Here is a 21,778-nt window from a genome sequence, read left to right as displayed (position 1 = left end):
GTTTCCAGAGTCCTCACGCTAGTTCGGCAGCTTCTCACGCGGCATTTTCGGATACTCAAGCGTTTCTTCACTCCCCCACGCGACTTCTCCTCATCGTCACGCGCACCCACAATCCAACCATCAAAAAAACACCAATCTCATTTGGATTGGTGTTTTCTATTAACCTTTGATTGCACCTTCTGTCATGCCCTTGGATATACGCCTTTGGAAGATTGCGTATAAGATGATGACTGGTACGATGGCGATGACAAGGCCGGCGAATAATGTCCCCCAGGCATTCGTATATTGTGCTTCACTACTAATAAAATCAATGGCTAACGCAAGGGTATAGTTTTCGCTGGAATTCAGGAATATGAGTGCCATGAAATATTCGTTCCAAAATTGAATGGCGTTCATAATGGTAACGGTGATGATCCCTGACATACTGAGTGGTGTGATGATTTTCCATAATACTTTGTAAGGTGACATGCCATCCATTGCTGCTGATTCCTCTAAAGATTTTGGAATGGTACCAATAAAGCTTGTTAGAACAAAGATGGAAAATGGCAACTGACTTACCGCATACACAATCGCCAGTCCATAAATATTGTCTAATAATCCTAAATCTGATAGTAGGAAAAAGAGCGGGATCCAGCCAAGCACCATAGGAATCATCATGGCGGACACGTAAACGGTAAATAATATTTTACTACCACGGAAGTTAATTCTCTCAATGGCATAAGCAGTGGGGATTGCTAATACAAGCGTTAAAACAGCACCCACTACAGTTACGATTAAACTGTTGAAGACACTAACATCAATATTATAGTTCGTCCAAGCAGTAACGAAGTTGTCAAAACTAAAGGATTCGGGGAATCCCCAAGGGTTTCGATAAATTTCTGCATTGGATTTAAAGGCTCCTAGAAACATCCAGAAAATCGGATACAATACTGCTAATGACCAAAGGATCAACGGAATCCGTATCCCTGTTCTACCAAGGATCTGGCCGACGCTTCGTTTCACAATAAATTCCTCCTCTTTATCGGTAATCCGTGCTAGTTAGTACTCTACTTTATCTCGGCGCATAATGAACTGAAGGATTAAGACAGTCAGCAAGGAAATGATCAAAATCATTACACCGATTGTGGCACCATAGCCGAAGTTATATTGTACAAAGGCCTGCTGGTATAGATAAGAGCCCATTACATGTGTAGCGTTATTTGGCCCACCACCTGTCATGACCTGTACAATAATAAAGGAGCCATTTAATGTGGTAATCACGATATATAGTATGGAGATTTTCACCTGAGGCCAGATAAGTGGGAGTGTTACCTTCCAAAATTGCTGCCATTCTGATGCTCCGTCCAATTCTGCTGCTTCATAATAGCTTTTTGAAACATTGGATATTCCGCCCATTAGCAAGAGCATAAATAACCCAATCCCTGCCCAAACCGATGGTAGCACAAGACTTGGCAATGCCCAATCCTCGTCTCCTAGCCATGGTTTTGCTAAGCTTTCTAAACCAATAAATTCAAGTCCTGAGTTAACTAGACCAAGGTTAGGATTGTAAATAAACGTCCAAAGAATCCCGATAACGACGACACTCATTATATTTGGGAAAAAGAAAACAATACGATAAAATGGCGCTTCCTTTATTTTAAGTTGGGTTAGGGCTACAGCAAAAAACAATGCCATAACCATAATGCCAATTACTTTTGTAGCAACAAGGAAATAGTCATGGATAATCGTATTTGGTATGATTGCATCTTTCACAAGCTTTATGTAGTTCGCCAAGCCAACAAAGTCCTTGTTTTGCGAGGAGCCTGACCAATCAAAAAATGAATAGTACAGACCACTAAACAGCGGATAAAGCGTAAATATGGCAAACAAGACAAAGGTTGGGATTAAACAAAAAGCCAGAAATAGGTATTTTTGCTTTTTTGACTGTACCATCTTATCCCTCTTTCTTTAATAGTTATTTCGAAAAAATGGATCAGCAGGAGAGATGAGACTCCTGCTGATACCTGTTTTCCTATTCGTTACTGCTGCGATACTCGGCAGCTGCCTTTTCTGCTTCTTCTACAAATTCCTCTGCTGTTGAATTACCCAGCATTAGTGACATAAGCGCATTTCCAACCGGTGTTTCTAGATCAGCACTCATTGGATGTGGCTTGTTGTAAATTTGTACTTGTTCTGGATCATTGATCATTGCATTTGCTTCTGTTAAATATGCTGGCACCTTGTCGCTTTGCGTTAGGTCAACCTCTGTAAGGTTCATGATCGCGCCTGTATGCTCTGAGAATGACATTGCATATTCACGTGTGAAAGCAAACTCTACAAATGCTTTTGCAGCTTCTGGATTTTCCGCATTTTCTGCAATAGCAAGTGGACGTAAATCTGGTACAATTGCATACGTCTCATCAGGCGCTTGCATAGGTGATGGGATAAACCCAAACTCGTAGCCTTCTGGAATATCATTTTTCATTTCATTTGGTAACCAGAATCCTACTGGAATAAAGGCATTATCACCTAAAAGAAAATTCATTTGTGATTGGGTATGGTTTAAAGCACCAAGCCCAGAATCAAACATTCCTTCGTCTGCCATTCTTTCTACTCGCTTCATTATTTCAAGAACTGGTTCACTTGTCCAAGCTCCCTCAGCACCTTGGATAACATCTGTTAGCAACTCTTCTCCCCCAGCTGCCCCAAATGCAGGATAAAGTGCTCCACGTAGGAAGTAGTATGGATGCTGACCACTTGTTACAAATGGATCGATTCCTTCACTTTCCTTAATTTCTTCCATCGAACTCATTAGGCTTTCAAAATCTGTCGGAACTTCATAGCCTTTATCCTCGAATTTTGCTTTGTCATACCATGTTCCCCACGTATCAAATACAAGTGGAAGCGTGTAGACATCGCCATCATAATTCGCTGGCTCAACAATAAAACTGTCAACAAGTTTATCTCCGTTTTCTAGTTCAATATCTTGAAGCCAATCTGATAGATTCATAAGCTGCCCATCTTCTACCATTTGTGCTTCACTAGATCCTGCTCCGTCGATATACACGACATCAGGTGGATCATTGGATACCCAACGCGACCGCATTTCTTCGTTAATATTCGGTCCGGCATGCTCGATAACATTTACGTCTGGGTACTCTTCTTTAAAACCTGCAATTACTTCTTTCCACCAAGAATCCCCATATCCACCTACAAAATACTGAAGCTCTAAATCTCCTGAAATACCACCCTCGCTACTACCTGAATCATTACCATCTGAATCTGCCTCTCCACCTGCATCTTCATCGTTCGAGCAGGCGACAGTGAATGCGATTAGCAGCATGGCAACAAACAGAAACAAGATGCGGCTTTTCTTTATTCCCTTCATCCTAAAATCCCCCTTTGTTTAATTACTATTATATGAAACACACGAAGGCTAAAAATGCCGTTCATGTTATTCCCCTATTAAGGACTTGATTGCTTCTCGTACATTACCATCTGTTGCAATTAAGGCAACGTCTATTTCTTGGAGGCTCTTTCCTGTCTTCAACATAATAATGGCTGGTTTTACTTTATAATCGGTTTTTTCCAATGCTTCCTCAGCTGATTCATAACTTGCCTCCGTAATGGCAATCACATTTCTCTTTGCCCTTTCCTTCAGCTTATAGTTGCTTGCATGGACATCGACCATGAGATTCTCATAAACTTTTCCAAGTTTCACCATAACGGCTGTACTAATCATGTTTAATACCATTTTATGTGAGGTTGCAGCTTTCATTCGGGTAGAACCAGTTAAAATTTCCGGTCCTACGATCACTTCCATTGGACAGTCTACAAAACTGCTAATCTCAGAGTCTTTATTGCTAGTAAGCGAAGCTGTAAATGCACCAATTTTCTTGGCATATTTTACAGCACCAATTGGATATGGTGTTCTTCCACTAGCAGTAATCCCAATCACAACATCTGCTGCTGTCACATTGCGTTCTGTAATATCGAGAGCTCCTTGTTCTTCTTGATCCTCTGCTCCCTCAACCGCTTCGAAAAAGGCACCGTTTCCGCCAGCCATGACCGTCTGGACTAATTCCGGTGGCGTCATAAAGGTTGGTGGGCACTCGGATGCATCCATAACACCAAGTCGTCCACTCGTACCAGCACCGACATAGAATAACCTTCCTCCACTTTTTAATGCATTGTATACCTGTGTGACGACTGTCTCGATTTGTGGCAGGACTTTTTCCACTGCTATGGCGACCTGTTTATCTTCCTCATTTATGAGTTGTAGGATGTCGCGAGTTGGCATTCCATCCAGGTTCATAGAATTAGGATTTCTTTGCTCCGTAACCAATCCGGCAAGATTAGATAGGTTCATATGTATATAATCTCCTTATCTGCTAAAAGCTGAAATAAAATTTTAATTGGTGGGGCACTAAATAGAATTAAAGCGCTTTCATACATTTTCTATAAGGAAGCCCGTAAAAAAATTCTTTAATTCTACCGACTTCTTTCATCTGCCAGCGTACTCCATTTTGTCCTAGGTGTCTGTGCAGCTCTTTGTTAAGTTGTTTATAGGTTGTTCAAAAAGTCCAGTAAAAATGACGCATCGAATTTCTTCGTTGGCAAAGGTGAACTTCTACTAATATCGCCCACGTCCTGTGGGCAACGTCGAAGTCAGCACATCCTGTGCAAGCCCGTTCCTCACGTATTAATGCATACGTTCTGGTACTCAAAACTACACCGCCTCGAACTTCTTGGTCCTTTTTATCCTCCTTTTGAATACAATTTTATTATAGGGTGAATGATATTTTTTGTCAATTTTATTTTTAAAATAAGAAATAAAATTTCACACAGCATATAAAGCGTCCTGTTTCTTAAACTTCTTCAGTAAAACTTATCTCTACCTAGCTTAAGTTGGAATCGTTGGACGCTGCTGGATTCTCTTGGTTAATCACGTAAAAACATGACCGCTTCTCTTGATGCATCAAGGTGTTGGATTGTTTCTTCATAATGGTTGGATGCAAGACACATCAATAACATATCAACGACATGTAACTGGGCAATTCGAGACGAGGTAGCCCCACTGCGAAAGGTTGCTTCCTTTGCTGCAGACGTATGTAATAATATATCAGCATATTGGCTAACTAGGGAATTTCCATATTTCGTTATCCCTATCGTTGTAATGTCACGTTGTTTTGCTAACTGAAGTAATTTGGCAACTTCCTGTGTGTCCCCAGAAAAAGATATCCCGATCACGACATCTCCTTTTCCTTTGTTTGCAATCAGTGTTGCTGCTAAATGAATGTCTGAAAAGGAATAGGCATTTTTATCGATTCGCTGAAACTTTTGCTCTCCATCCTTGGCGGCAATATAAGACGCACCCACCCCTGCGAGTACGATAGAATTTGCATTCGCTAATGCTTCTACCGCTTTTTTCAATTGATTCTCATCAATAATGTCCACTGTTTCCTTCAATGTTTGCACTGTGTTCGCTGTCACTTTATCTATAATACTTTTATAAGTTTCATTCGGCTCAATATCCCGGTAAACGGTTGCGTCATCTGTCTGTAGATCCCCGGTTACCCGTATTTTTAATTCCTGAAATCCTTTAACGCCAAGTGATTTACACAACCGGATCACTGCTGCACTGCTTGTATTACTTTTTTCCCCTAGACCGAGTGCCGTGAGATGGATCGCTTCCTGTGGATGGTCAATAATATATGTTGCAACCTTACGCTCTGATGGTGACAGACTGTTCACCATTTCTTTCAAAATCACGAGTCCGCCTTTAACATGCGCCATGACTTCACCTTCTTATTGTGTATTTTTCATCTGCTCTAACATGTTTTGGCTTACTTGAATAGTTGCTTGTTTGTATGCCCCGATTAGCGAACCAGCCACTGGTGGAAATTCTGGTTGCACGAGGATAAGTGGAATATTTTTCAAATAGTCTTTTAAAAGTACTGGCATGACTGCTTTCTCTTGAAAAACACCACCACAAAGCACGACCTTTGTTTTCTCATCACTAGTAAATAGTGTACGATATAGTGACATAATTTGGGAAGCAATGTCTTTGGCAGCCTGTTGTAAGATAGCTTGTGCCACGACATCTTCTTGGGCATATGCTTGAAATACAATGCGGGATAATGGCGCAATAATCGTTTTCGGCTGTTTGGCATTATAGACTTTCTTTATAAGCTCCTGAGGTTGCAATACTTGAAAATGCTCGTAAAGCATTTCAAGCAGAATGGTAGGTTCCCCTCTCCCATCAACCGATTTCAACGCCTCCGTTACGCCTGCTCTGCCTATTGCATAACCACTGCCCTCATCACCAAATAAATAGCCCCATCCGCCAACTCTTCCTTGTTCACCAGCTTCATTCATCCCGTATGTAATGGAACCTGTGCCAGCAATCTGAACGATCCCCGCTCCCCCATATGTCCCCGAATACAAGGCGCAAATAGCATCCGGCTCAACAAAAACAGTTGCATGTGGAAGGAGCTCGGAGAGGATGCTTTCTAATAGGATATGGTTTGCTGGATTGGCTGACCCTGCAATGCCGGCATATACCAATTTCACATTCTCTAGCCGTGTTTTTCCCTCGTTATCCAGTTCTAGAAAAAGAGTTTGAAACACTTGGATCAGCTGTTTTTCGCCGACAGCATTTGGATTACTTGCTCCACTAATAGCCCGCGATAAAATGTTCCCGTTCTCATCAGCCAATACGGCTTGGGTTTTCGTACCTCCGCCATCTATTCCCATATAATACGCCATCTATCTCCCTCCCCTTGATTGCATACTTTACTTTCTTAACAAAATTTTATTTTAAATCCATTAGTAATTATTGAAATATTATTATAACATAAAATTTCATTTACTTTTATAGCAGACAAGTTGAAAATATCAGGAAAGTTTTCAATAGAGAACTGACCTCCCTATCTACCTAAAAAAATAGCTCCATTCCTGAGAACAGAGCTATCTTCCACTATTTTTCTATTTTACTTACCGAATCCCTGTAGACAATTTGATGTGGGATAATAATTCGCTTAGCCGGTTCGTCCTTATTCAGTGTCAATTCAATCAGCGCTTTTGCTGACTGTGCTCCAAGCTGATGGATTTGTACATCCACCGTCGTTAAAGCAGGCCTGGTTATTTCCGATAAATAAACATTATTAAAACTTACCAACGACATATCAAGTGGAACATGGAATCCTAACTCCTCCAACGTACTTAGCACACCTAAACTCATCAGATCATCTGTTACGACAATGCCTGTTGGTTTCACATCAAGTGACAGGAGCTTTTCCACCGCTTCCCTACCACCAGATTTTAAAAACTCAGTGTGCAGTTTATACGCCGGATTTTCTGGAATGCCCGCCTCTCGCATTGCCGCCTCATAACCAGCTTCCCGGTCAACTGTCACAAATAAATCCTTCGCACCACCTATGAAAGCAATTCGTTCATGCCCTTGCTCAATTAGATAGGAAGTAATGTCTTTACCTGCTTTAAAATTATCATTGTCCACATGTGTAATATTGCTTACATTGTCATACGGCTTCCCGACAATAACAAAAGGGAAGTTTGTTTCGATTAAGAAATCCGTAATCCGATCGTTTACACGGGAATATAGGAGAATAACCCCATCAACGTAGCTACCATAAACCATACGTTCCACTTCATTAAAAATTTCTTCCTCTGTATCTCCACTCGATAATGTCATGGAATACTGCATTTTATGTGTAATGGAACCAATTCCCCTTAGTACTTCTGGGAAAAAAGGATTTTGTAAAGATTTATCAGCAGAAGATGGCAGAATTACGCCAATTGCTTTTGTTGATTTCACGACAAGATTTCGGGCGTTTACGTTTGGGTGGTATCCCAGGTCCTTCATTGCTTTGCGAACCTTCTTTTTCGTATCTGGACTTATTCTTGGATTATCGGCAATCACTCGTGACACAGTAGAAGGTGAAACCCCTGTTGCCTTTGCTACATCTTTAATTGTTACCATATACTCACCCACTACTTTTCATTATAGAGGTTGCTCAAAAAATCCGGTAAAAATGACACATCGAATTTCTTCGTTGGCTTGCTTTTCCGTACCTCACGTATTAATTGCATACGTTCCGATACTCAAAGCTACGCCGCCTCGAACTTCTTGGTCCTTTTTATCCTCCTTTTTGAACACGCACTTATAAAATTATCTTCAATTGTTGTTTGTCTTCGTATGTTTTTCCATTTAGTATAACATTTTGATTCGGTTTTAACCCGGCTAGATTAACGTCTACTTCCTTATATGGAGGCGTATAATTTCCTTCTTTATCTAAAATGGTAACATGGATCGCATCTTCCTCTGATTTGATCTCAATATTCCATTTTAAGTATTCGCCTTTTTCGTAAGCAAACGTCTCGCCATCATCATCATAGTACGTGAAGGAGTAGACATCACCTGGGTTACCTGCCACTACATGCATGCTGCGTTGTTTTGTTTCTTTCTCTTGATTTGAAACCCACTTTGTTTGCATAACAGCCGTTCCCTTTTTAATGAAAAGCGGAAGATCCACAAGCTCAGCGTGAACCAAATGGGCACGTTTACCTTCATAAGTTTCACCTGTCGCCCATAGTATCCATTCCCCTTCAGGCAAGTACACCGCACGATCTGTTACTCCTGGCGAAAGAATTGGCGCCAATAGAACATTATCGCCAATCATGACCACATCATTCAGATTGTACGTTCTTTCATCAACCGGGTATTCCATAAATAGCGGGCGCATGACAGGAAGTCCTGTTTGGCTAGCCTTAAAGAATAGACTGTAAAGCTGTGGAAGCCATTCATACCGCATCTGCATATATTTTTTCATGATCGTTTCGTATTTTTCACCAAATTGCCATGGCTCTTGATACGTTGTATTCAGTGCAGAGTGGTTACGGAAATACGGTGTAAATGCGCCAACCTGTGTCCAGCGTACAAGCAGTTCAGGGTTGGTATCATGAGCAAATCCACCAACATCAGGTCCTGTAAATGCTACACCAGACAAACCGAGGTTCATGACCATTGGTAAGGACATTTGTAAATGCTCCCAGAAGCTTCGGTTATCCCCTGTCCAGACAGCTGCGTATCGCTGCACTCCTGAATAACCTGCCCGTGTAAGTAAGAAAGGGCGTTTTCCTTGAAGCTGATCCTTCATCCCCTCATAAGTTGCTTTCCCCATTAACAGCCCATACACATTATGGAGTTCTTTGTGTGTAGTTGGACGGCCATCATTTCGGTGCATGACCGAAGTATCCATCGTTTTCGTTTCGTTAAATACAGCAGGCTCGTTCATATCATTCCAAATTCCCTCAATGCCCATATCTGTATAGAATGCATGCTTTTCGCCCCACCACTTCCGAACTTTCTCTTCCGTGAAATCAGGGAACGCACTTTTACCTGGCCAAACATCGCCAAAATAAATGTCACCTTCAATATATTTACAAAAATTATCCCCTTGTACACCTTCTTGATAAATCGGGTATTCTGCATCCTGCTTTACCCCTGGGTCCACAATTGGAACAACCCGTATACCCATTTCGCGCAGATCTGCGATTAGCTTTTCCGGATTTGGAAAACGATCTCTGTCAAAGGTGAATACCCGGTATCCATTCATATAGTGGATATCAAGATGGATCACGTCGACTGGAATATCACGTTCTAAGAAATTGGCTGCGAGCTCTCTTACTTCCGCTTCTGTTTCGTAACTATAACGTGATTGGTGATAACCGATCGCCCATTTCGGCGGAATCGGCATTCTTCCTGTTAAGTACGTATACTGTTCAAGTACCTTTTTCGGATCCGGACCTGCTAGGACATAATAATCAAGCTGTCCCCCTTCTGCTGAAAAGGAATATCTATCAATCTCTGACTTCATATCAAAAAAGGTACGGAATGTGTTATCAAAAAAGATACCGTGAGCTTTCCCATTCCGTAATGTCATAAAATAAGGAATAGACTCGTATAATGGATCTGTTTCGGGATTATGTGGTGCATATACATCCGTGTTCCACATTTCATATTTTTCACCACGTTTGTCAAGAAAACCACTCTTCTCTCCAAATCCATAGAAATGGTCTGATTCCTCCATTTGTTTCCATACACGTATTTCCCCATTTTGGTCGTATGCCATTCCCCGCTCTTGTTCTTTTACAAGAATTCGAGAGTTTTCATCTTTGACGGTGATCCGCAATGGGTTTTTCTCTATCTTCACTTCAAGTTTCTTTGTTTTAAGAAGCAACACCGCTTCAGAATCCTCTTCTGAAACGGAAACATCTAATGGTGTTACATGTACTGATTTGGAAAGATCCAGCACAGGCTGTGATGTAGGGTTCATCACAACTCTGAGAATGGCATCCGTATAAAAACAAAGTGTCACAAACCCATTCGTACATGCTAGTTGGTACATATTCTGTTGTTTTTCAATGGAAAGAACATTCCCTATATCGAGATAATGTTTTCCAGTCGTATCTTGTTTATTCTCTGGTAGTATGGCAAAGCTTGTATCTTCAAGCATATGGGTTCCTCCTGTTTTCTTTTTGATGTCTACCCTTTTGTAGCTCCTGATGTTAAACCAGATATTAAATAACGCTGTAGGAGTAAAAAGACAAGCGCAATTGGTATTGCGATCAAGATAGAACCGGCAGCAAATCGGGTAAAGTTGGTAGAAAACTGATCATTAATAAAGTTATATAAACCAAGCGCTAAAGTGAAGTTTTCCGGACTTGTTAATACGATTCTCGGCAACAAAAAGTCCATAAATGGCGCCATGAAATTAAATAACGCGACAACAGCTAGGATTGGTTTGGCGAGTGGTAGCATAATTGTCCAAAAGATTTTTAAATGTCCTGCGCCGTCTATTTTAGCTGCTTCATCTAATTCTTTCGGAATCGTATCAAAATAGCCTTTCACGAGCCACGCATTAAATGGAATCTGACCACCTAAGTAAATAACCATTAAGCCAAACAGTGAATCAGTTAATCCGATTGTGTTAAGCAAAATATATAAAGCTACCATTCCCATAAGCGCTGGAAACATTTGCAGTAATAGGAACATATACAAACCATATTTTCTTCCCACAAATTTATATCTGGAAAAAGCATAGGCTATCAATGACGTAATAATGACCGAACCTACTGCATTAACGACTGCGACATACAAACTGTTTCGATACCATATTAAATAGTCACTGTTCGGATCTGTAAATAGCCATTTATAATGTTCCAAGGTCGGTGCTTTGGGAAACAGATCTGTTACGAGCATATTAGATCCTGGGTTAAGACTCATCATGAGAGCCCAAAACAAAGGGTATCCAATAATGACAAACATAATTAAAAAGAATAAATAGATGAACGCTACTTCAATTCTTGATTTCTTTTTCCTCGACATTGCCATTAGTAACGTCCCTCCTCTTTAAATGATGCGGTTTTTCTAAATTGGAAAAAGGCAAAAATAGAAATGATTAATCCCATAATAATCGTTATTGCAGCTGCCATATTATAGTTATTTGTTTCAAAAGTTAACTTATAGACCCAGGAAATTAAAATATCTGTTCCCCCTGCGTTTTGACCTCGAACGGCAGGGTTTCCTTCGTTAAACAGGTAGATTATGTTAAAGTTATTAAAATTCCCGGCATATTGCATAATTAATAATGGAGCTGTCGCAAACAATAAATGTGGCATCGTAATAAAACGTAATTTTTGAAAGCGTGTGCCACCATCCACATCTGCTGCTTCATACATATCCTGAGGAACACTTTGGAGTACCCCAGTAAAGAGAGCAAATACAAATGGAAAGCCTAGCCATGTCTGAATCATAATCAACGCCATTTTTGCCCAATACGGATCTGACAACCATGGAATCATGACTTCAAATTGACTAAGTAGATCACGATTAATTGCCCCAAATGTAGGGTTAAATAGCGCAGAAAATATTAAGATGGAAACGAAAGCGGGAACAGCCCATGGAAGTATTAGTACTGTACGAATTGTCCGCTTAAATTTAATTCTTTTATCGTTTACAAGTAGTGCTAAAAACAAACCTAATACAATTTGCATTGTTGTAGCTACAACCGTCCACACAATTGTCCAAGAAAACACACTCAAAAACGTGTCTTTCCAAATTCCAACGTTTGCCAAGTCTACGAAATTATCAAAGCCAACCCAACTTAATAGATTACGTGGGGGTGCGTTATATTGATTGTAGTCCGTAAATGCTAAAGCCAACATAAATACGAGTGGAACAACTACAATAAATAGAAGTAAAAGCAGTCCAGGTAAGATCATGAAGTAAGGAAAACCATTGTCATAAAAACTAGTCATCCCTTGTAGTAAGGTAGGATTCGGTTTGTTATCCTCCCTTGCCTTTGCATCTTTTCTAGCATCCCGAATGTTATATACATAGATTGCAATTCCGAACGCAAGTACAATTAATGAGATAATACCTTGAATTAATAACTGTATGGAGTGATGATCACGTGGGACCGTACCAAGCGTAAACAACCCCCAAATTCCAATATCGATATAGTTCCATGTTGTGACTAAGAAAGACACTGCTACAAGGAAAATAAGAATACCTTTTAGGAATCTTCTATTATATAGTTGCCCTAGTCCAGGCAAAAGGATAGATAGAAGCGTTGCTAGATTTCGCAGCCGTGTTATACCGGTTTTTCCCTTTGGTTGTTTCGTTGCCATTTGAGTTCCCCCTATATTTTCAACCCGTATGTAAACAACTGTATGGAAAGACGTGAAACCTCTTTCCATACAGTCAATTAATCCCAATTCGTTCAACTAACAATCAGTGGAAGAACGAAACCCACCATTAATTGAAGCTTCACTTTATATTTAATTTGCTCCAGAAGCCTCGATCTGCTCATGAATTGTATCTACTGCTTCTTGTAAAACTTCGTCTACAGGCTCACCTTTAGAAATAAAACTCAATGCATCGTTAAACGGATCCCACACTTGCTGCATTGCCGGAATGCTTGGCATTGGTTCGCCATATGTTGTTTGTTCAGCAAACGCAGAGAAAATAGGATCTTCTGCGATAATTGGATCTTCCATTACATCATCCCTAGCAGGAATCTCACCAGCTGTTTCATAGTAAATCTTCGAGTTATCATAGTTTGTAATGTATGCCATTAGATCTTCTGCCCACTCTTTATTTTCAGAGTAATAGGAAAGCATATAAGATTTTACCCCTACAAATGATTTCGGGTTTTCACCATTATCTAAAACAGGTAACGGCATAGCTGCCAAGTCATCACCTAAAGCCTCTGAATAATCTCGAACCATCCATGGACCATTGATTACACTTGAAACCTTACCTTCTTGGAAAAGACCATTCATAATATCTGGTGTTAAATCCTGCGGAATATATCCATTGTCGAACCAAGATTTAACAAGTTCGCCACCTTTTACTGCGCCTTCATTTGCAAGGCCAATATCTGAAATGTCATAATTTCCGCCTTCATTTGCAAACACGTATGCACCGTTACCTGAGAAGAACGGATACACAAAGTAGAGGTTAGCAGCTTCCATCAAAAATCCAAATTCGTCGTTTGCTGCGTTCGTATCACGTTCTGCAATTGCCATGATATCCTCCATTGATTCTGGAGCTTCTTCAACAAGCGATTTATTGTAGTACATTGCATATGTTTCAATTACAGCCGGATATCCCCAATACTCTTCCTCAAATTGGACAGCCTGCAATGCAGTATCTGTGTAATCGCTTTCTAAATCACCAAAATTAACTGGTTCAACTAAGCCTCTAAGTGCCAAATCTCCAATTCTATCATGCGGCTGGAAAATAATATCTGGTCCATTACCTGCAGGACCTTCCACATCAAGCTTTTCTACTTGTTCAAGCATATCTACTGGAACCATTTCCACTTCAATTCCTGTTTCTTCTGTATATTTGTTTGTAATTTCTTCGACTGCTTCTTGTTGTTTCTCTTCAGCGTTCACCCAAAGCTTCAAAGACTCTGGCTTTTCTGGCATTTCACCTTCTACACTTTCCTCTTCTGAACTTGAACTACTTTCCTGATTTACTTCATCAGGTCCACAAGCTGCTAGAATACTAATGAGTAACACCATTGCGAATAAGTAAATAAATCTTTTCTTCATCTAATTTACCTCCCCTATATCAGCGCGTTAAGTATATTTATGAAATCGTTTGCACAAACGCTGTATCTTTATTATACATTTTTTTAAGGAAAGAACAACAACTTTTTTAAATTTTAAAAAATACTGTAGTATCAACTAAGTTATCGCTTACATTAAACCCAGTTTTATGCTATGCTCTCTACAAATCTACTTCTCTATCAGTATAAGTGTTGTAAATAATTTAGTGACTTATGCGCAAACGTTTGTTCAAAAAGGAGGTTACAACCAATGATAAAAGAAGCAATCTATCATCGCCCCAAAAATAATTTTGCCTATGCATATGATGCGGAAACGCTTCACATTGTTTTGCAGACGAAAAAAGGTGACATGCAAGATGTTCAGCTCATCTACGGGGACCCCTATGATTGGAAGGATGGAAAATGGCAAACTGAAACAAATTCCATGACCCGTTCCGGTTCTACAGACTTATATGACTATTGGTTTATTGCAGTTAAACCAACATTCCGTAGAATGCGATATGGCTTTTTATGCTCAGATGGTGATGAAGAATGCTATGTTGCGGAAGATGGTATCTTTTCTACTCTTCCAACTGAAATTAGCCATTTCTTCTGTTTTCCATATTTAAATAAGGCTGATGTCTTTCAGGCGCCAAATTGGGTAAAAGACACTGTTTGGTATCAAATTTTCCCAGAGCGATTTGCTAATGGGGATGCCTCTATTAATCCTGAAGGCACTCTTCCATGGGGATCTGAGGACCCAACACCTTCAAACTACTTTGGCGGCGATTTTCAAGGGGTTATTAATAATCTTGATTACTTAGAAAGACTTGGCATTAACGGGATTTACTTTACCCCTATATTCAAGGCATACTCTAACCATAAATACGACACCATTGATTATATGGAAATTGATCCGCAATTTGGTGATAAGGAAACCTTCCGTACGTTGATTAAGGAATGTCATAAACGTGGTATTCGAGTAATGCTCGATGCCGTGTTTAATCATAGTGGATACTATTTCCCTCCATTTCAGGATGTTCTTGAAAACCAAGAAAACTCCCAATACAAGGAATGGTTTCACTTATGGGATTACCCAGTTGTTACAGATCCTGCACCAAACTATGATACATTCTCTTTTGTTTCGTCGATGCCAAAACTAAACACGGAAAACAAAGAAGTCCGTGACTATTTACTCGAAGTGGCCCGTTATTGGGTAGAGGAATTTGACATTGATGGCTGGCGACTTGATGTTGCCAATGAGGTGGATCATACGTTTTGGCGTGACTTTCGCCGAGTCGTAAAAGAAGTAAACCCTGAAGCATACATTCTCGGAGAAATTTGGCATGATTCCATGCCGTGGTTACAAGGGGATCAGTTTGACGCGGTTATGAACTATCCATTCACCAACGGGGCAATTAATTTTTTTGCAGAAAACGACATGCAACCAACCACGTTTTCTTATGTTATTAACCGGGTCATGCATATGTATCCGCAAAACGTCAATGAGGCAGCCTTTAATCTTTTGGATAGCCATGATACACCGCGCATTCTAACTTTGGCGAAAGAAAGTGCAGCAAGAGTGAAGCTACTTTATTTATTTCAGTTAACCTTTACGGGAACTCCTTGCATCTATTATGGAGATGAAATTGGAATGAGCGGTGGGCAAGACCCTGGATGTCGTGCATGTATGGAGTGGGATTCAAGTAGGCAAGATCAAGGGCTGTTCCAATTTGTCCAAGAACTCATCGCTTTACGTAAGCAGAATGCGTTATTTGGAAATAAAGCAACATTTCGCTTTCTCCATGCAAATGATGAGAAAAATGTGCTTGTCTATGAGAAGAGATTGGGTAACCAGCAGTTAGTCGTCATGCTAAATAACAGTGAATCTGTATCGCATGTTTCGAAGACTATTTTTGGTAGAGAGCTAAACAATGAGATTTCCCTACCTACGCAAAAAATCGAACATCAAGACAGTGCTTCGGAGTTTGAAGTCCCCCCTTTAGGATGGCGAATTTTTGAAGTGATAGATTAATGAGTAAAAAACTGTCTTGATATAAGTTCTCTAATTAACGCTTCGGAAATACAGAAGAAATTCGAACTAGATTGAATGAAAGACAATCCAAGTTCGGATTTCTTTTTTACTTAAACACTTCCCCCTCTTTTCTTCTTTTTATTTTCAATTGCTTCTATCACCAATAAATTTTATTGATTTTATCTAGTAGTTTTATGTATTTAATTTTCATAATAATCTATACAGTTTACTGCCGAACCTTTATTGTTTATAATGGCATTAAATCTTAGGAAAGGAAGTAATAATCATGCGTTTAGAGGATAAGATTGTGATTATCACTGGCGGTGCTGGTGGTATTGCTACTGGTATGGCCACAACCATGGCCAAAGAAGGTGCCATTTTAGTATTAATTGATATTAATGATGAAGCTGGAAAAGTTGTGGAAGCAAAAGTTAGAGAGATTTCTCCTAAATCAATGTTTATAAAAGGAGATCTTTTTGATGTTGAAAACTTACCTACTATTATTGAAACGGTTGTTGCAAAGTATGGTAAATTAGACGTACTAGTTAATAATGCGCATGCGTCGAAACAAAAGCCGTTCGAAGAAACAACCCAAGAAGATTTTGATTTCTCATTTGGTACAGGCTTTTACCCTACTTTCTACTTGATGAAAGCAGCATTTCCTCATTTAAAAGAGACAGAAGGCACCGTGATTAACTTTGCATCTGGTGCTGGCTTATCGGGCCAACCAACGCAAACCTCTTATGCAGCAGCAAAAGAAGCAATACGTGCTATTTGTCGCGTTGCAGCTAATGAATGGGGGAAATTTAATATCAATGTTAATCTAATCAGTCCTATTGCAAAAAGCCAAGCTGTAGAAAAATGGGCTGAGGACTTCCCTGAAATGTATGAGACAAGCCTTTCCTCAATCCCATTAGGCCGCTGGGGAGAACCTGAAGAAGATGTCGGGCGTGTCGCTGTGTTCTTAGCCTCTGAGGATGCTCGTTATATTACAGGACAAACGATAATGGTAGACGGTGGTTCGATTCAATTGCGCTAATCAAAGGAGAAGCCAATGAATAAACCAACATTTTACGAATTAATTAATATGGTCGAACAGGTAAACAACGCAAATATTATCCAATTTACAGAAGGATTGACTAAACCAATTGGCATTTCTTCGCTTATTGTATTAAGCGAAATTCGCAAACTTGAACAATGCCAACCCATAGAATTATCCAATAAACTCGGATATTCAAAAAGCAGTATTTCTATCATTACTAAAAAATTATTAGATGCTGGCTATATTGAAAACACATTTGATCCACATGACCGGAGAAAAATTTATTTAAGCTTAACAAGCGCAGGCAATGATATGTTACGCGAAGCCGAATATCTTGGTCAGCAATACTATGAAAATATATATAGTGTACTCACTGATGAAGAGTTACTTCAGTATATTGATATTCAAAAAAAGTTACTGAATAAGTTGAAGGGTTCAAAATAACTATTATCATTCCGTTCTGCATAGTTTTTAGCTAATCTAAGACACGGAGGCAAATATAAATGAATCGTTTAGAGAATAAAGTTGCAATCATTACTGGTGGAGCTCAAGGCATGGGTGCTGCCCATGTAAGATTATTTGTAGAACAAGGTGCAAAAGTGGTACTAACAGATTTAAACGAAGAAAAAGGCCAAGCATTAGCTGCTGAATTAGGTGATAATGTGATCTTTGTAAAACAAAACGTTACAAGTGAAGAAGACTGGAATAATGTACTTGCAATTACGGAAGAGAAGTTCGGTCAAGTGAATGTATTAGTTAATAATGCAGGAATTACGATGGCCAAAAGTATTCTAGACATTTCGCTTGAAGAATATCGTCGGATTGTGGATATTAACCAGACTTCCGTATTTATTGGCATGAAAACTGTTGCACCGTTAATGGCTAGATCGGGCGGTGGGTCCATCATAAATATCTCGTCAATGAATGGTTTAGTTGCAGGCGCTGTAGGTTATACAGATACAAAATTTGCGGTACGTGGTATGACAAAAGCAGCAGCCATGAATTTAGCGGCTATGGGTATCCGGGTGAACTCTGTACATCCTGGGGTGATTGCTACCCCTATGGTAGTACAAGAAGATACTAAAGCTGCTGTGGAAACATTTTCTGCACAGATCCCATTAAAACGTGTAGCGCAACCAGAAGAGGTATCAAACATGGTACTATTCCTAGCTTCAGATGAATCGAGCTATTCAACTGGTTCGGAATTTGTAATCGATGGTGGATTAACTGCACAGTAATTTATTTTATTAGAAGATAACCCCCTAATTTAAATTACATTATGGTTATTCAATATAAAATGCCAAGGGTAGCACAGAAAGTAATTTTCAGTGCTACCCTTATAGTATAATCTTTTCTCCCATTTCTTTTCTGCAATGTCTTTGTATTGCGATACAACGGGGTCTTCCTAATGAAGTGTCCCATTTAATCATTCATTAAACGGATTGGTTCTGCTCATCTAAGAAGTTTTCTATTTGCTTCCTGTGATGGTTGTCATGCCAAACAAAGCCGCTAAAGTAATTAAACGCGTTGTGCGGATAGCCAGAGTGCTCGTCAAGCGTTTCGCCATTTAATTTAAAAGTTGTTGTGAAAAATGATTCATCTTTCGCTTTCAACGCTGTAAGTAAAGCATTCCTTGCTTGCTGCTGTTCCTGCAAAATTTGTTTCTGGCTGATTCCTGATTTCGCGTGGGTGGCCGCTTCCTTGTTAAGTTTTTCAATATCGATGCTTTGAATGTCCGCATCTTGCTCCATTTTGGGTAGCATAGCAGTAAGAATATATGTATCCCAATAAGCAATATGTGTCATAATCTCCGCCATTGCCCATTTGCCCTCAGCAATTGGGGTGAAGAAAAGATTCTCCTCAATCTTATATAAGGTTTCCGCCCATTCATTGAATTGCTCCATATCCTGGTAAAGTTCGTTTATTGTATACATACATGTCCCTCCCTTTCTCTTTAACTATTCTATAAAGGGAGAGACAATCCTTCTTTCTAAATAATTATATCTATGTACCATGTTAGGTCCTTCCTTCTTATGGGTATACGGCAATTAGAAGGAGTGTAATGGAATATGAAAATAATCAATAATGTTCGCCTATATAGACCATATGATAAGGAAAACACAGAGGATATTTACCACATTGGTGTGGAAAACGGAAAAATTTCCTTTATTAAAAAGGGATTATCGCAAGAGCAGGGCTCCAATATAGTAGATGGCAAAGGAAAAGTCCTTACCGCTGCTTTTAATGATTCTCATATGCATTTACTTCGGTTCGGCTTTATGAAAAAAGAGATAGACTTAAGGAAGGTCACCTCTTTCAGTGAAATGAAAAAAATTGTCCATAACACCTATGAAGAGGAGAAAATGGAAGAACATGACTGGTTGGTTGGACGAGGATTAATTGACAGCCATTTAAAGGATAAAGACAAACCACTAACAGCAGAGGATCTAGAGGAATTGGAATATAGTAAACCAGCCTATTTCCTCCATGATGATGGACACGAATGTGTACTAAATAAAGAAGCGTTAAACATTGTTAAAGAAGAACCAGATCTTCTCAGAAATCATGAACAATTCATTGAAAAAGATAAAGATGGCCAATGGACAGGAAGATTTAAAGATACTGCCGTTCACTTTATTAAATTTCATTTCCGAAAGAAAGAACAGGAAGAAATTTATAAAGCATTAGAAATGGCAATCCCTCCCCTACTAGAAAATGGTATCTCCTCTGTCCATACGGATGATCTTAACTTTGCTGGAGATTTTGAGAAGCTTTGGAACACATATAGAACCCTGGAAAATGAGGGAAAACTCCTAATCGATGTCTGGCTTCATCATTACATTTTTAACAAAAACGATCTAGCTGACTATTTAAATAAGTGGAAACTCCGGACAGGTGACGGTAGTGACCAAGTGAAAATTGGGGCCGTAAAAATTTTCCTTGATGGTACACAACGCTTGCATACTTCTGCGTTAAGAGAGCCTTATTCAGATAGACCACATACACGAGGTACGTTAATTTATTCGCAAGAGGAGCTTCGTGACATCGTGCAATTAGCTGACGAAAACAATATGCAAGTTGCGATGCATGCTATTGGAGATCGCGCGGTAGAGCAAGCACTTGGCGCTCTAGGTAACGTCGATACCAAGAAACGCAGGCATCGTATTATCCATGCACAGGTTTTAGCACCAGATTTACTACAAAAGCTAGAAGAAATAAAACCATACCTTGAGACCCAGCCCGGCTTCATGATGGATGAACATGATCAAACGTTAAACTGGGTAGGGACAGAAAGAGAACGCTATTGTAATCCATGGAAAACCGTACTAGATAGAGGTATCCCTTTCACATGCAGCTCTGATACACCAATTGGTCCCCTCTCCCCTATACAGGAAATATACGCGGGAGTTAACCGTATGGATTTAGATGGGAAACCAGAAGGTGGCTGGATCCCTGAAGAAAAGTTAAGTGTCGATGATTGCTTCTTTGCTTATACGGTCCGAGCAGCCGAACTGGAACATCGCGAAAACGAAAAAGGAAAAATAGAAACTGGGCATAAGGCTGATTTTATTTTACTGGATACCCATCCTAAAGACATAAAATCAAGTGAACTATATAAACTTCAGGTGTCAGAAACGTGGATAAATGGCAAAAAGGTCTACGATACGTTGGAGCAAAAATAAATATATTACAGACCTGACTAAAATTTCTACTTGTCCATTCGTAAAATTTGTAAAAAGCCTACATTTTAGTAGGCTTTTTTTAATACACTGCTTTTAGAGGTGATAAAAATGGCTAGAGTGAGATACACGGATAGTGATGTTGATTTAGTAGCAAGAATGATGCGAGCAGAAGCAGAAGGTGAAGGTAAACTGGGAATGCTGATGGTTGGGAACGTTATCGTTAACCGTTTAAAGGCCGACTGTTTAGATTTTCAAGATTTAAGGTCCATTAACGATGTTATTTTTCAAATTCAAGGTGGAAATTACTCCTTTGAAGCAGTACAAAAAGGAAACGTCTTTTACAACAGAGCAAGGACTGTAGAAAAAAGATTAGCAAAACAGACCTTAGATTATTGGCGACAACACCCTTCCAAATTTGCGCTTTGGTATTTCAATCCCTATGGTGAATGTCCACCTACTTGGTATGACCAACCCCTCACAGGGCAGTACAAACAGCATTGTTATTACGAGCCAATAGCCGAAACATGCGAAAGTGTTTATAGCTACTAAAAAAATCCCCACTCTACATTTCTACTTTTCTATTGAAGGGAGAAGAAGGTTGGTAAAAATCCTTTCCTCCAAATCAACCCCTTAAAATTTTAAGAGGCTAGGACATAACTAAATTGTCAGTTTTTAAATACAAATAATACTTTATAGCACCGCTTTGAAATAACACTATGCTTTCCACGGGCACGGCTTCAGCTCGTGCTGTTCCCGTAGAACAAGGAAAGCTTCGACCGCTTCACTTCGCAAGAAGAAAATGGGTTTTGATTTTTGAGGGGTCTCCATGTTCTGCCTAAACTAAATTATATTAAATTCATACAAAACCCGAACTAAGCAAATCTTTATACAAGGCTTT

General features: G+C 39.6%; 18 protein-coding genes. 6 read left to right on the top strand and 12 right to left on the bottom strand.

What is annotated here, in order from left to right; all coding sequences use genetic code 11:
- Positions 1–159: 159 nt before the first annotated feature.
- From ACTWPF_RS06140 to ACTWPF_RS06090, 11 genes are all read right to left on the bottom strand, one after another.
- Positions 160–1,002 carry a carbohydrate ABC transporter permease gene (locus ACTWPF_RS06140; protein WP_106897425.1) on the bottom strand — a complete coding sequence of 281 codons (843 nt, stop codon included), beginning with the start codon at positions 1,000–1,002 and terminating at the stop codon, positions 160–162.
- A 36-nt stretch (positions 1,003–1,038) separates the two neighbouring features.
- The gene (locus tag ACTWPF_RS06135) at positions 1,039–1,932 is read right to left on the bottom strand and encodes a carbohydrate ABC transporter permease (RefSeq protein ID WP_106897426.1); all 894 of its coding nucleotides are present in this window, start codon (positions 1,930–1,932) and stop codon (positions 1,039–1,041) included.
- Between the two features lie 79 nt (positions 1,933–2,011).
- Positions 2,012–3,367 carry an ABC transporter substrate-binding protein gene (locus ACTWPF_RS06130; protein ID WP_443148685.1) on the bottom strand — a complete coding sequence of 452 codons (1,356 nt, stop codon included), beginning with the start codon at positions 3,365–3,367 and terminating at the stop codon, positions 2,012–2,014.
- A gap of 66 nt (positions 3,368–3,433) precedes the next feature.
- Positions 3,434–4,348, bottom strand: a complete 915-nt coding sequence (murQ, locus tag ACTWPF_RS06125; protein WP_161464703.1) for an N-acetylmuramic acid 6-phosphate etherase — start codon at positions 4,346–4,348, stop codon at positions 3,434–3,436.
- Positions 4,349–4,920: 572 nt separating this feature from the next.
- Positions 4,921–5,775 (bottom strand): MurR/RpiR family transcriptional regulator, encoded by an 855-nt coding sequence (locus tag ACTWPF_RS06120; protein ID WP_443148684.1) that lies wholly within the window; start codon positions 5,773–5,775, stop codon positions 4,921–4,923.
- Between the two features lie 12 nt (positions 5,776–5,787).
- Entirely contained in the window at positions 5,788–6,747 is a 960-nt protein-coding gene (locus tag ACTWPF_RS06115) for an N-acetylglucosamine kinase (RefSeq protein ID WP_443148683.1), read from the bottom strand.
- A gap of 211 nt (positions 6,748–6,958) precedes the next feature.
- Positions 6,959–7,981 (bottom strand): LacI family DNA-binding transcriptional regulator, encoded by a 1,023-nt coding sequence (locus ACTWPF_RS06110; protein WP_106897429.1) that lies wholly within the window; start codon positions 7,979–7,981, stop codon positions 6,959–6,961.
- 181 nt (positions 7,982–8,162) lie between these two features.
- Positions 8,163–10,517, bottom strand: a complete 2,355-nt coding sequence (locus ACTWPF_RS06105) for a glycoside hydrolase family 31 protein (protein WP_443148682.1) — start codon at positions 10,515–10,517, stop codon at positions 8,163–8,165.
- A 29-nt stretch (positions 10,518–10,546) separates the two neighbouring features.
- Entirely contained in the window at positions 10,547–11,389 is an 843-nt protein-coding gene (locus ACTWPF_RS06100; RefSeq protein ID WP_161464791.1) for a sugar ABC transporter permease, read from the bottom strand.
- A gap of 5 nt (positions 11,390–11,394) precedes the next feature.
- Positions 11,395–12,693 (bottom strand): ABC transporter permease subunit, encoded by a 1,299-nt coding sequence (locus tag ACTWPF_RS06095; RefSeq protein ID WP_443148681.1) that lies wholly within the window; start codon positions 12,691–12,693, stop codon positions 11,395–11,397.
- A gap of 150 nt (positions 12,694–12,843) precedes the next feature.
- Positions 12,844–14,124 (bottom strand): sugar ABC transporter substrate-binding protein, encoded by a 1,281-nt coding sequence (locus tag ACTWPF_RS06090; protein WP_443148680.1) that lies wholly within the window; start codon positions 14,122–14,124, stop codon positions 12,844–12,846.
- A gap of 267 nt (positions 14,125–14,391) precedes the next feature.
- Between ACTWPF_RS06090 and ACTWPF_RS06085 the strand changes: the two genes are divergently transcribed.
- From ACTWPF_RS06085 to ACTWPF_RS06070, 4 genes are all read left to right on the top strand, one after another.
- Positions 14,392–16,155, top strand: a complete 1,764-nt coding sequence (locus tag ACTWPF_RS06085) for a glycoside hydrolase family 13 protein (protein WP_443148679.1) — start codon at positions 14,392–14,394, stop codon at positions 16,153–16,155.
- 283 nt (positions 16,156–16,438) lie between these two features.
- Entirely contained in the window at positions 16,439–17,194 is a 756-nt protein-coding gene (locus tag ACTWPF_RS06080; RefSeq protein ID WP_443148863.1) for an SDR family NAD(P)-dependent oxidoreductase, read from the top strand.
- 15 nt (positions 17,195–17,209) lie between these two features.
- Positions 17,210–17,641, top strand: coding sequence for a MarR family winged helix-turn-helix transcriptional regulator (locus ACTWPF_RS06075; RefSeq protein WP_443148678.1), 432 nt, complete (start codon positions 17,210–17,212; stop codon positions 17,639–17,641).
- Positions 17,642–17,700: 59 nt separating this feature from the next.
- The gene (locus tag ACTWPF_RS06070; protein ID WP_238020624.1) at positions 17,701–18,435 is read left to right on the top strand and encodes a glucose 1-dehydrogenase; all 735 of its coding nucleotides are present in this window, start codon (positions 17,701–17,703) and stop codon (positions 18,433–18,435) included.
- A 195-nt stretch (positions 18,436–18,630) separates the two neighbouring features.
- Here the strand turns inward: ACTWPF_RS06070 and ACTWPF_RS06065 are convergent, their stop codons facing one another.
- Positions 18,631–19,131 (bottom strand): DinB family protein, encoded by a 501-nt coding sequence (locus tag ACTWPF_RS06065; protein WP_106897436.1) that lies wholly within the window; start codon positions 19,129–19,131, stop codon positions 18,631–18,633.
- A 135-nt stretch (positions 19,132–19,266) separates the two neighbouring features.
- Here ACTWPF_RS06065 and ACTWPF_RS06060 point away from each other — a divergent pair, with 135 nt between their 5' ends.
- Complete coding sequence (locus ACTWPF_RS06060; protein ID WP_443148677.1) at positions 19,267–20,880, top strand: amidohydrolase; 1,614 nt, start codon at positions 19,267–19,269, stop codon at positions 20,878–20,880.
- A gap of 108 nt (positions 20,881–20,988) precedes the next feature.
- A complete protein-coding gene (locus ACTWPF_RS06055) occupies positions 20,989–21,429 on the top strand; it encodes a cell wall hydrolase (RefSeq protein ID WP_106897438.1) in 441 nt (146 codons plus the stop codon).
- Positions 21,430–21,778: the final 349 nt, after the last annotated feature.

Source organism: Oceanobacillus sp. M65, assembly GCF_052246275.1.
GTDB classification, from domain to species: Bacteria; Bacillota; Bacilli; order Bacillales; family Amphibacillaceae; genus Oceanobacillus_B; species Oceanobacillus_B jordanicus.
The sequence above is the reverse complement of the archived record's forward strand: the minus strand, read 5'-3'. Positions and strand labels throughout refer to the sequence as shown.

Excerpts from the sequence above, each read along its gene's own strand:
- ACTWPF_RS06120 (WP_443148684.1), bottom strand. The coding sequence starts at position 5,775 with ATGGCGCATGTTAAAGGCGGACTCGTGATTTTGAAAGAAATGGTGAAC.
- ACTWPF_RS06085 (WP_443148679.1), top strand. The coding sequence starts at position 14,392 with ATGATAAAAGAAGCAATCTATCATCGCCCCAAAAATAATTTTGCCTAT.
- murQ (WP_161464703.1), bottom strand. The coding sequence starts at position 4,348 with ATGAACCTATCTAATCTTGCCGGATTGGTTACGGAGCAAAGAAATCCT.
- ACTWPF_RS06105 (WP_443148682.1), bottom strand. The coding sequence starts at position 10,517 with ATGCTTGAAGATACAAGCTTTGCCATACTACCAGAGAATAAACAAGAT.
- ACTWPF_RS06095 (WP_443148681.1), bottom strand. The coding sequence starts at position 12,693 with ATGGCAACGAAACAACCAAAGGGAAAAACCGGTATAACACGGCTGCGA.
- ACTWPF_RS06115 (WP_443148683.1), bottom strand. The coding sequence starts at position 6,747 with ATGGCGTATTATATGGGAATAGATGGCGGAGGTACGAAAACCCAAGCC.
- ACTWPF_RS06110 (WP_106897429.1), bottom strand. The coding sequence starts at position 7,981 with ATGGTAACAATTAAAGATGTAGCAAAGGCAACAGGGGTTTCACCTTCT.
- ACTWPF_RS06065 (WP_106897436.1), bottom strand. The coding sequence starts at position 19,131 with ATGTATACAATAAACGAACTTTACCAGGATATGGAGCAATTCAATGAA.
- ACTWPF_RS06130 (WP_443148685.1), bottom strand. The coding sequence starts at position 3,367 with ATGAAGGGAATAAAGAAAAGCCGCATCTTGTTTCTGTTTGTTGCCATG.
- ACTWPF_RS06100 (WP_161464791.1), bottom strand. The coding sequence starts at position 11,389 with ATGTCGAGGAAAAAGAAATCAAGAATTGAAGTAGCGTTCATCTATTTA.
- ACTWPF_RS06060 (WP_443148677.1), top strand. The coding sequence starts at position 19,267 with ATGAAAATAATCAATAATGTTCGCCTATATAGACCATATGATAAGGAA.
- ACTWPF_RS06090 (WP_443148680.1), bottom strand. The coding sequence starts at position 14,124 with ATGAAGAAAAGATTTATTTACTTATTCGCAATGGTGTTACTCATTAGT.
- ACTWPF_RS06070 (WP_238020624.1), top strand. The coding sequence starts at position 17,701 with ATGAATCGTTTAGAGAATAAAGTTGCAATCATTACTGGTGGAGCTCAA.
- ACTWPF_RS06135 (WP_106897426.1), bottom strand. The coding sequence starts at position 1,932 with ATGGTACAGTCAAAAAAGCAAAAATACCTATTTCTGGCTTTTTGTTTA.
- ACTWPF_RS06075 (WP_443148678.1), top strand. The coding sequence starts at position 17,210 with ATGAATAAACCAACATTTTACGAATTAATTAATATGGTCGAACAGGTA.
- ACTWPF_RS06055 (WP_106897438.1), top strand. The coding sequence starts at position 20,989 with ATGGCTAGAGTGAGATACACGGATAGTGATGTTGATTTAGTAGCAAGA.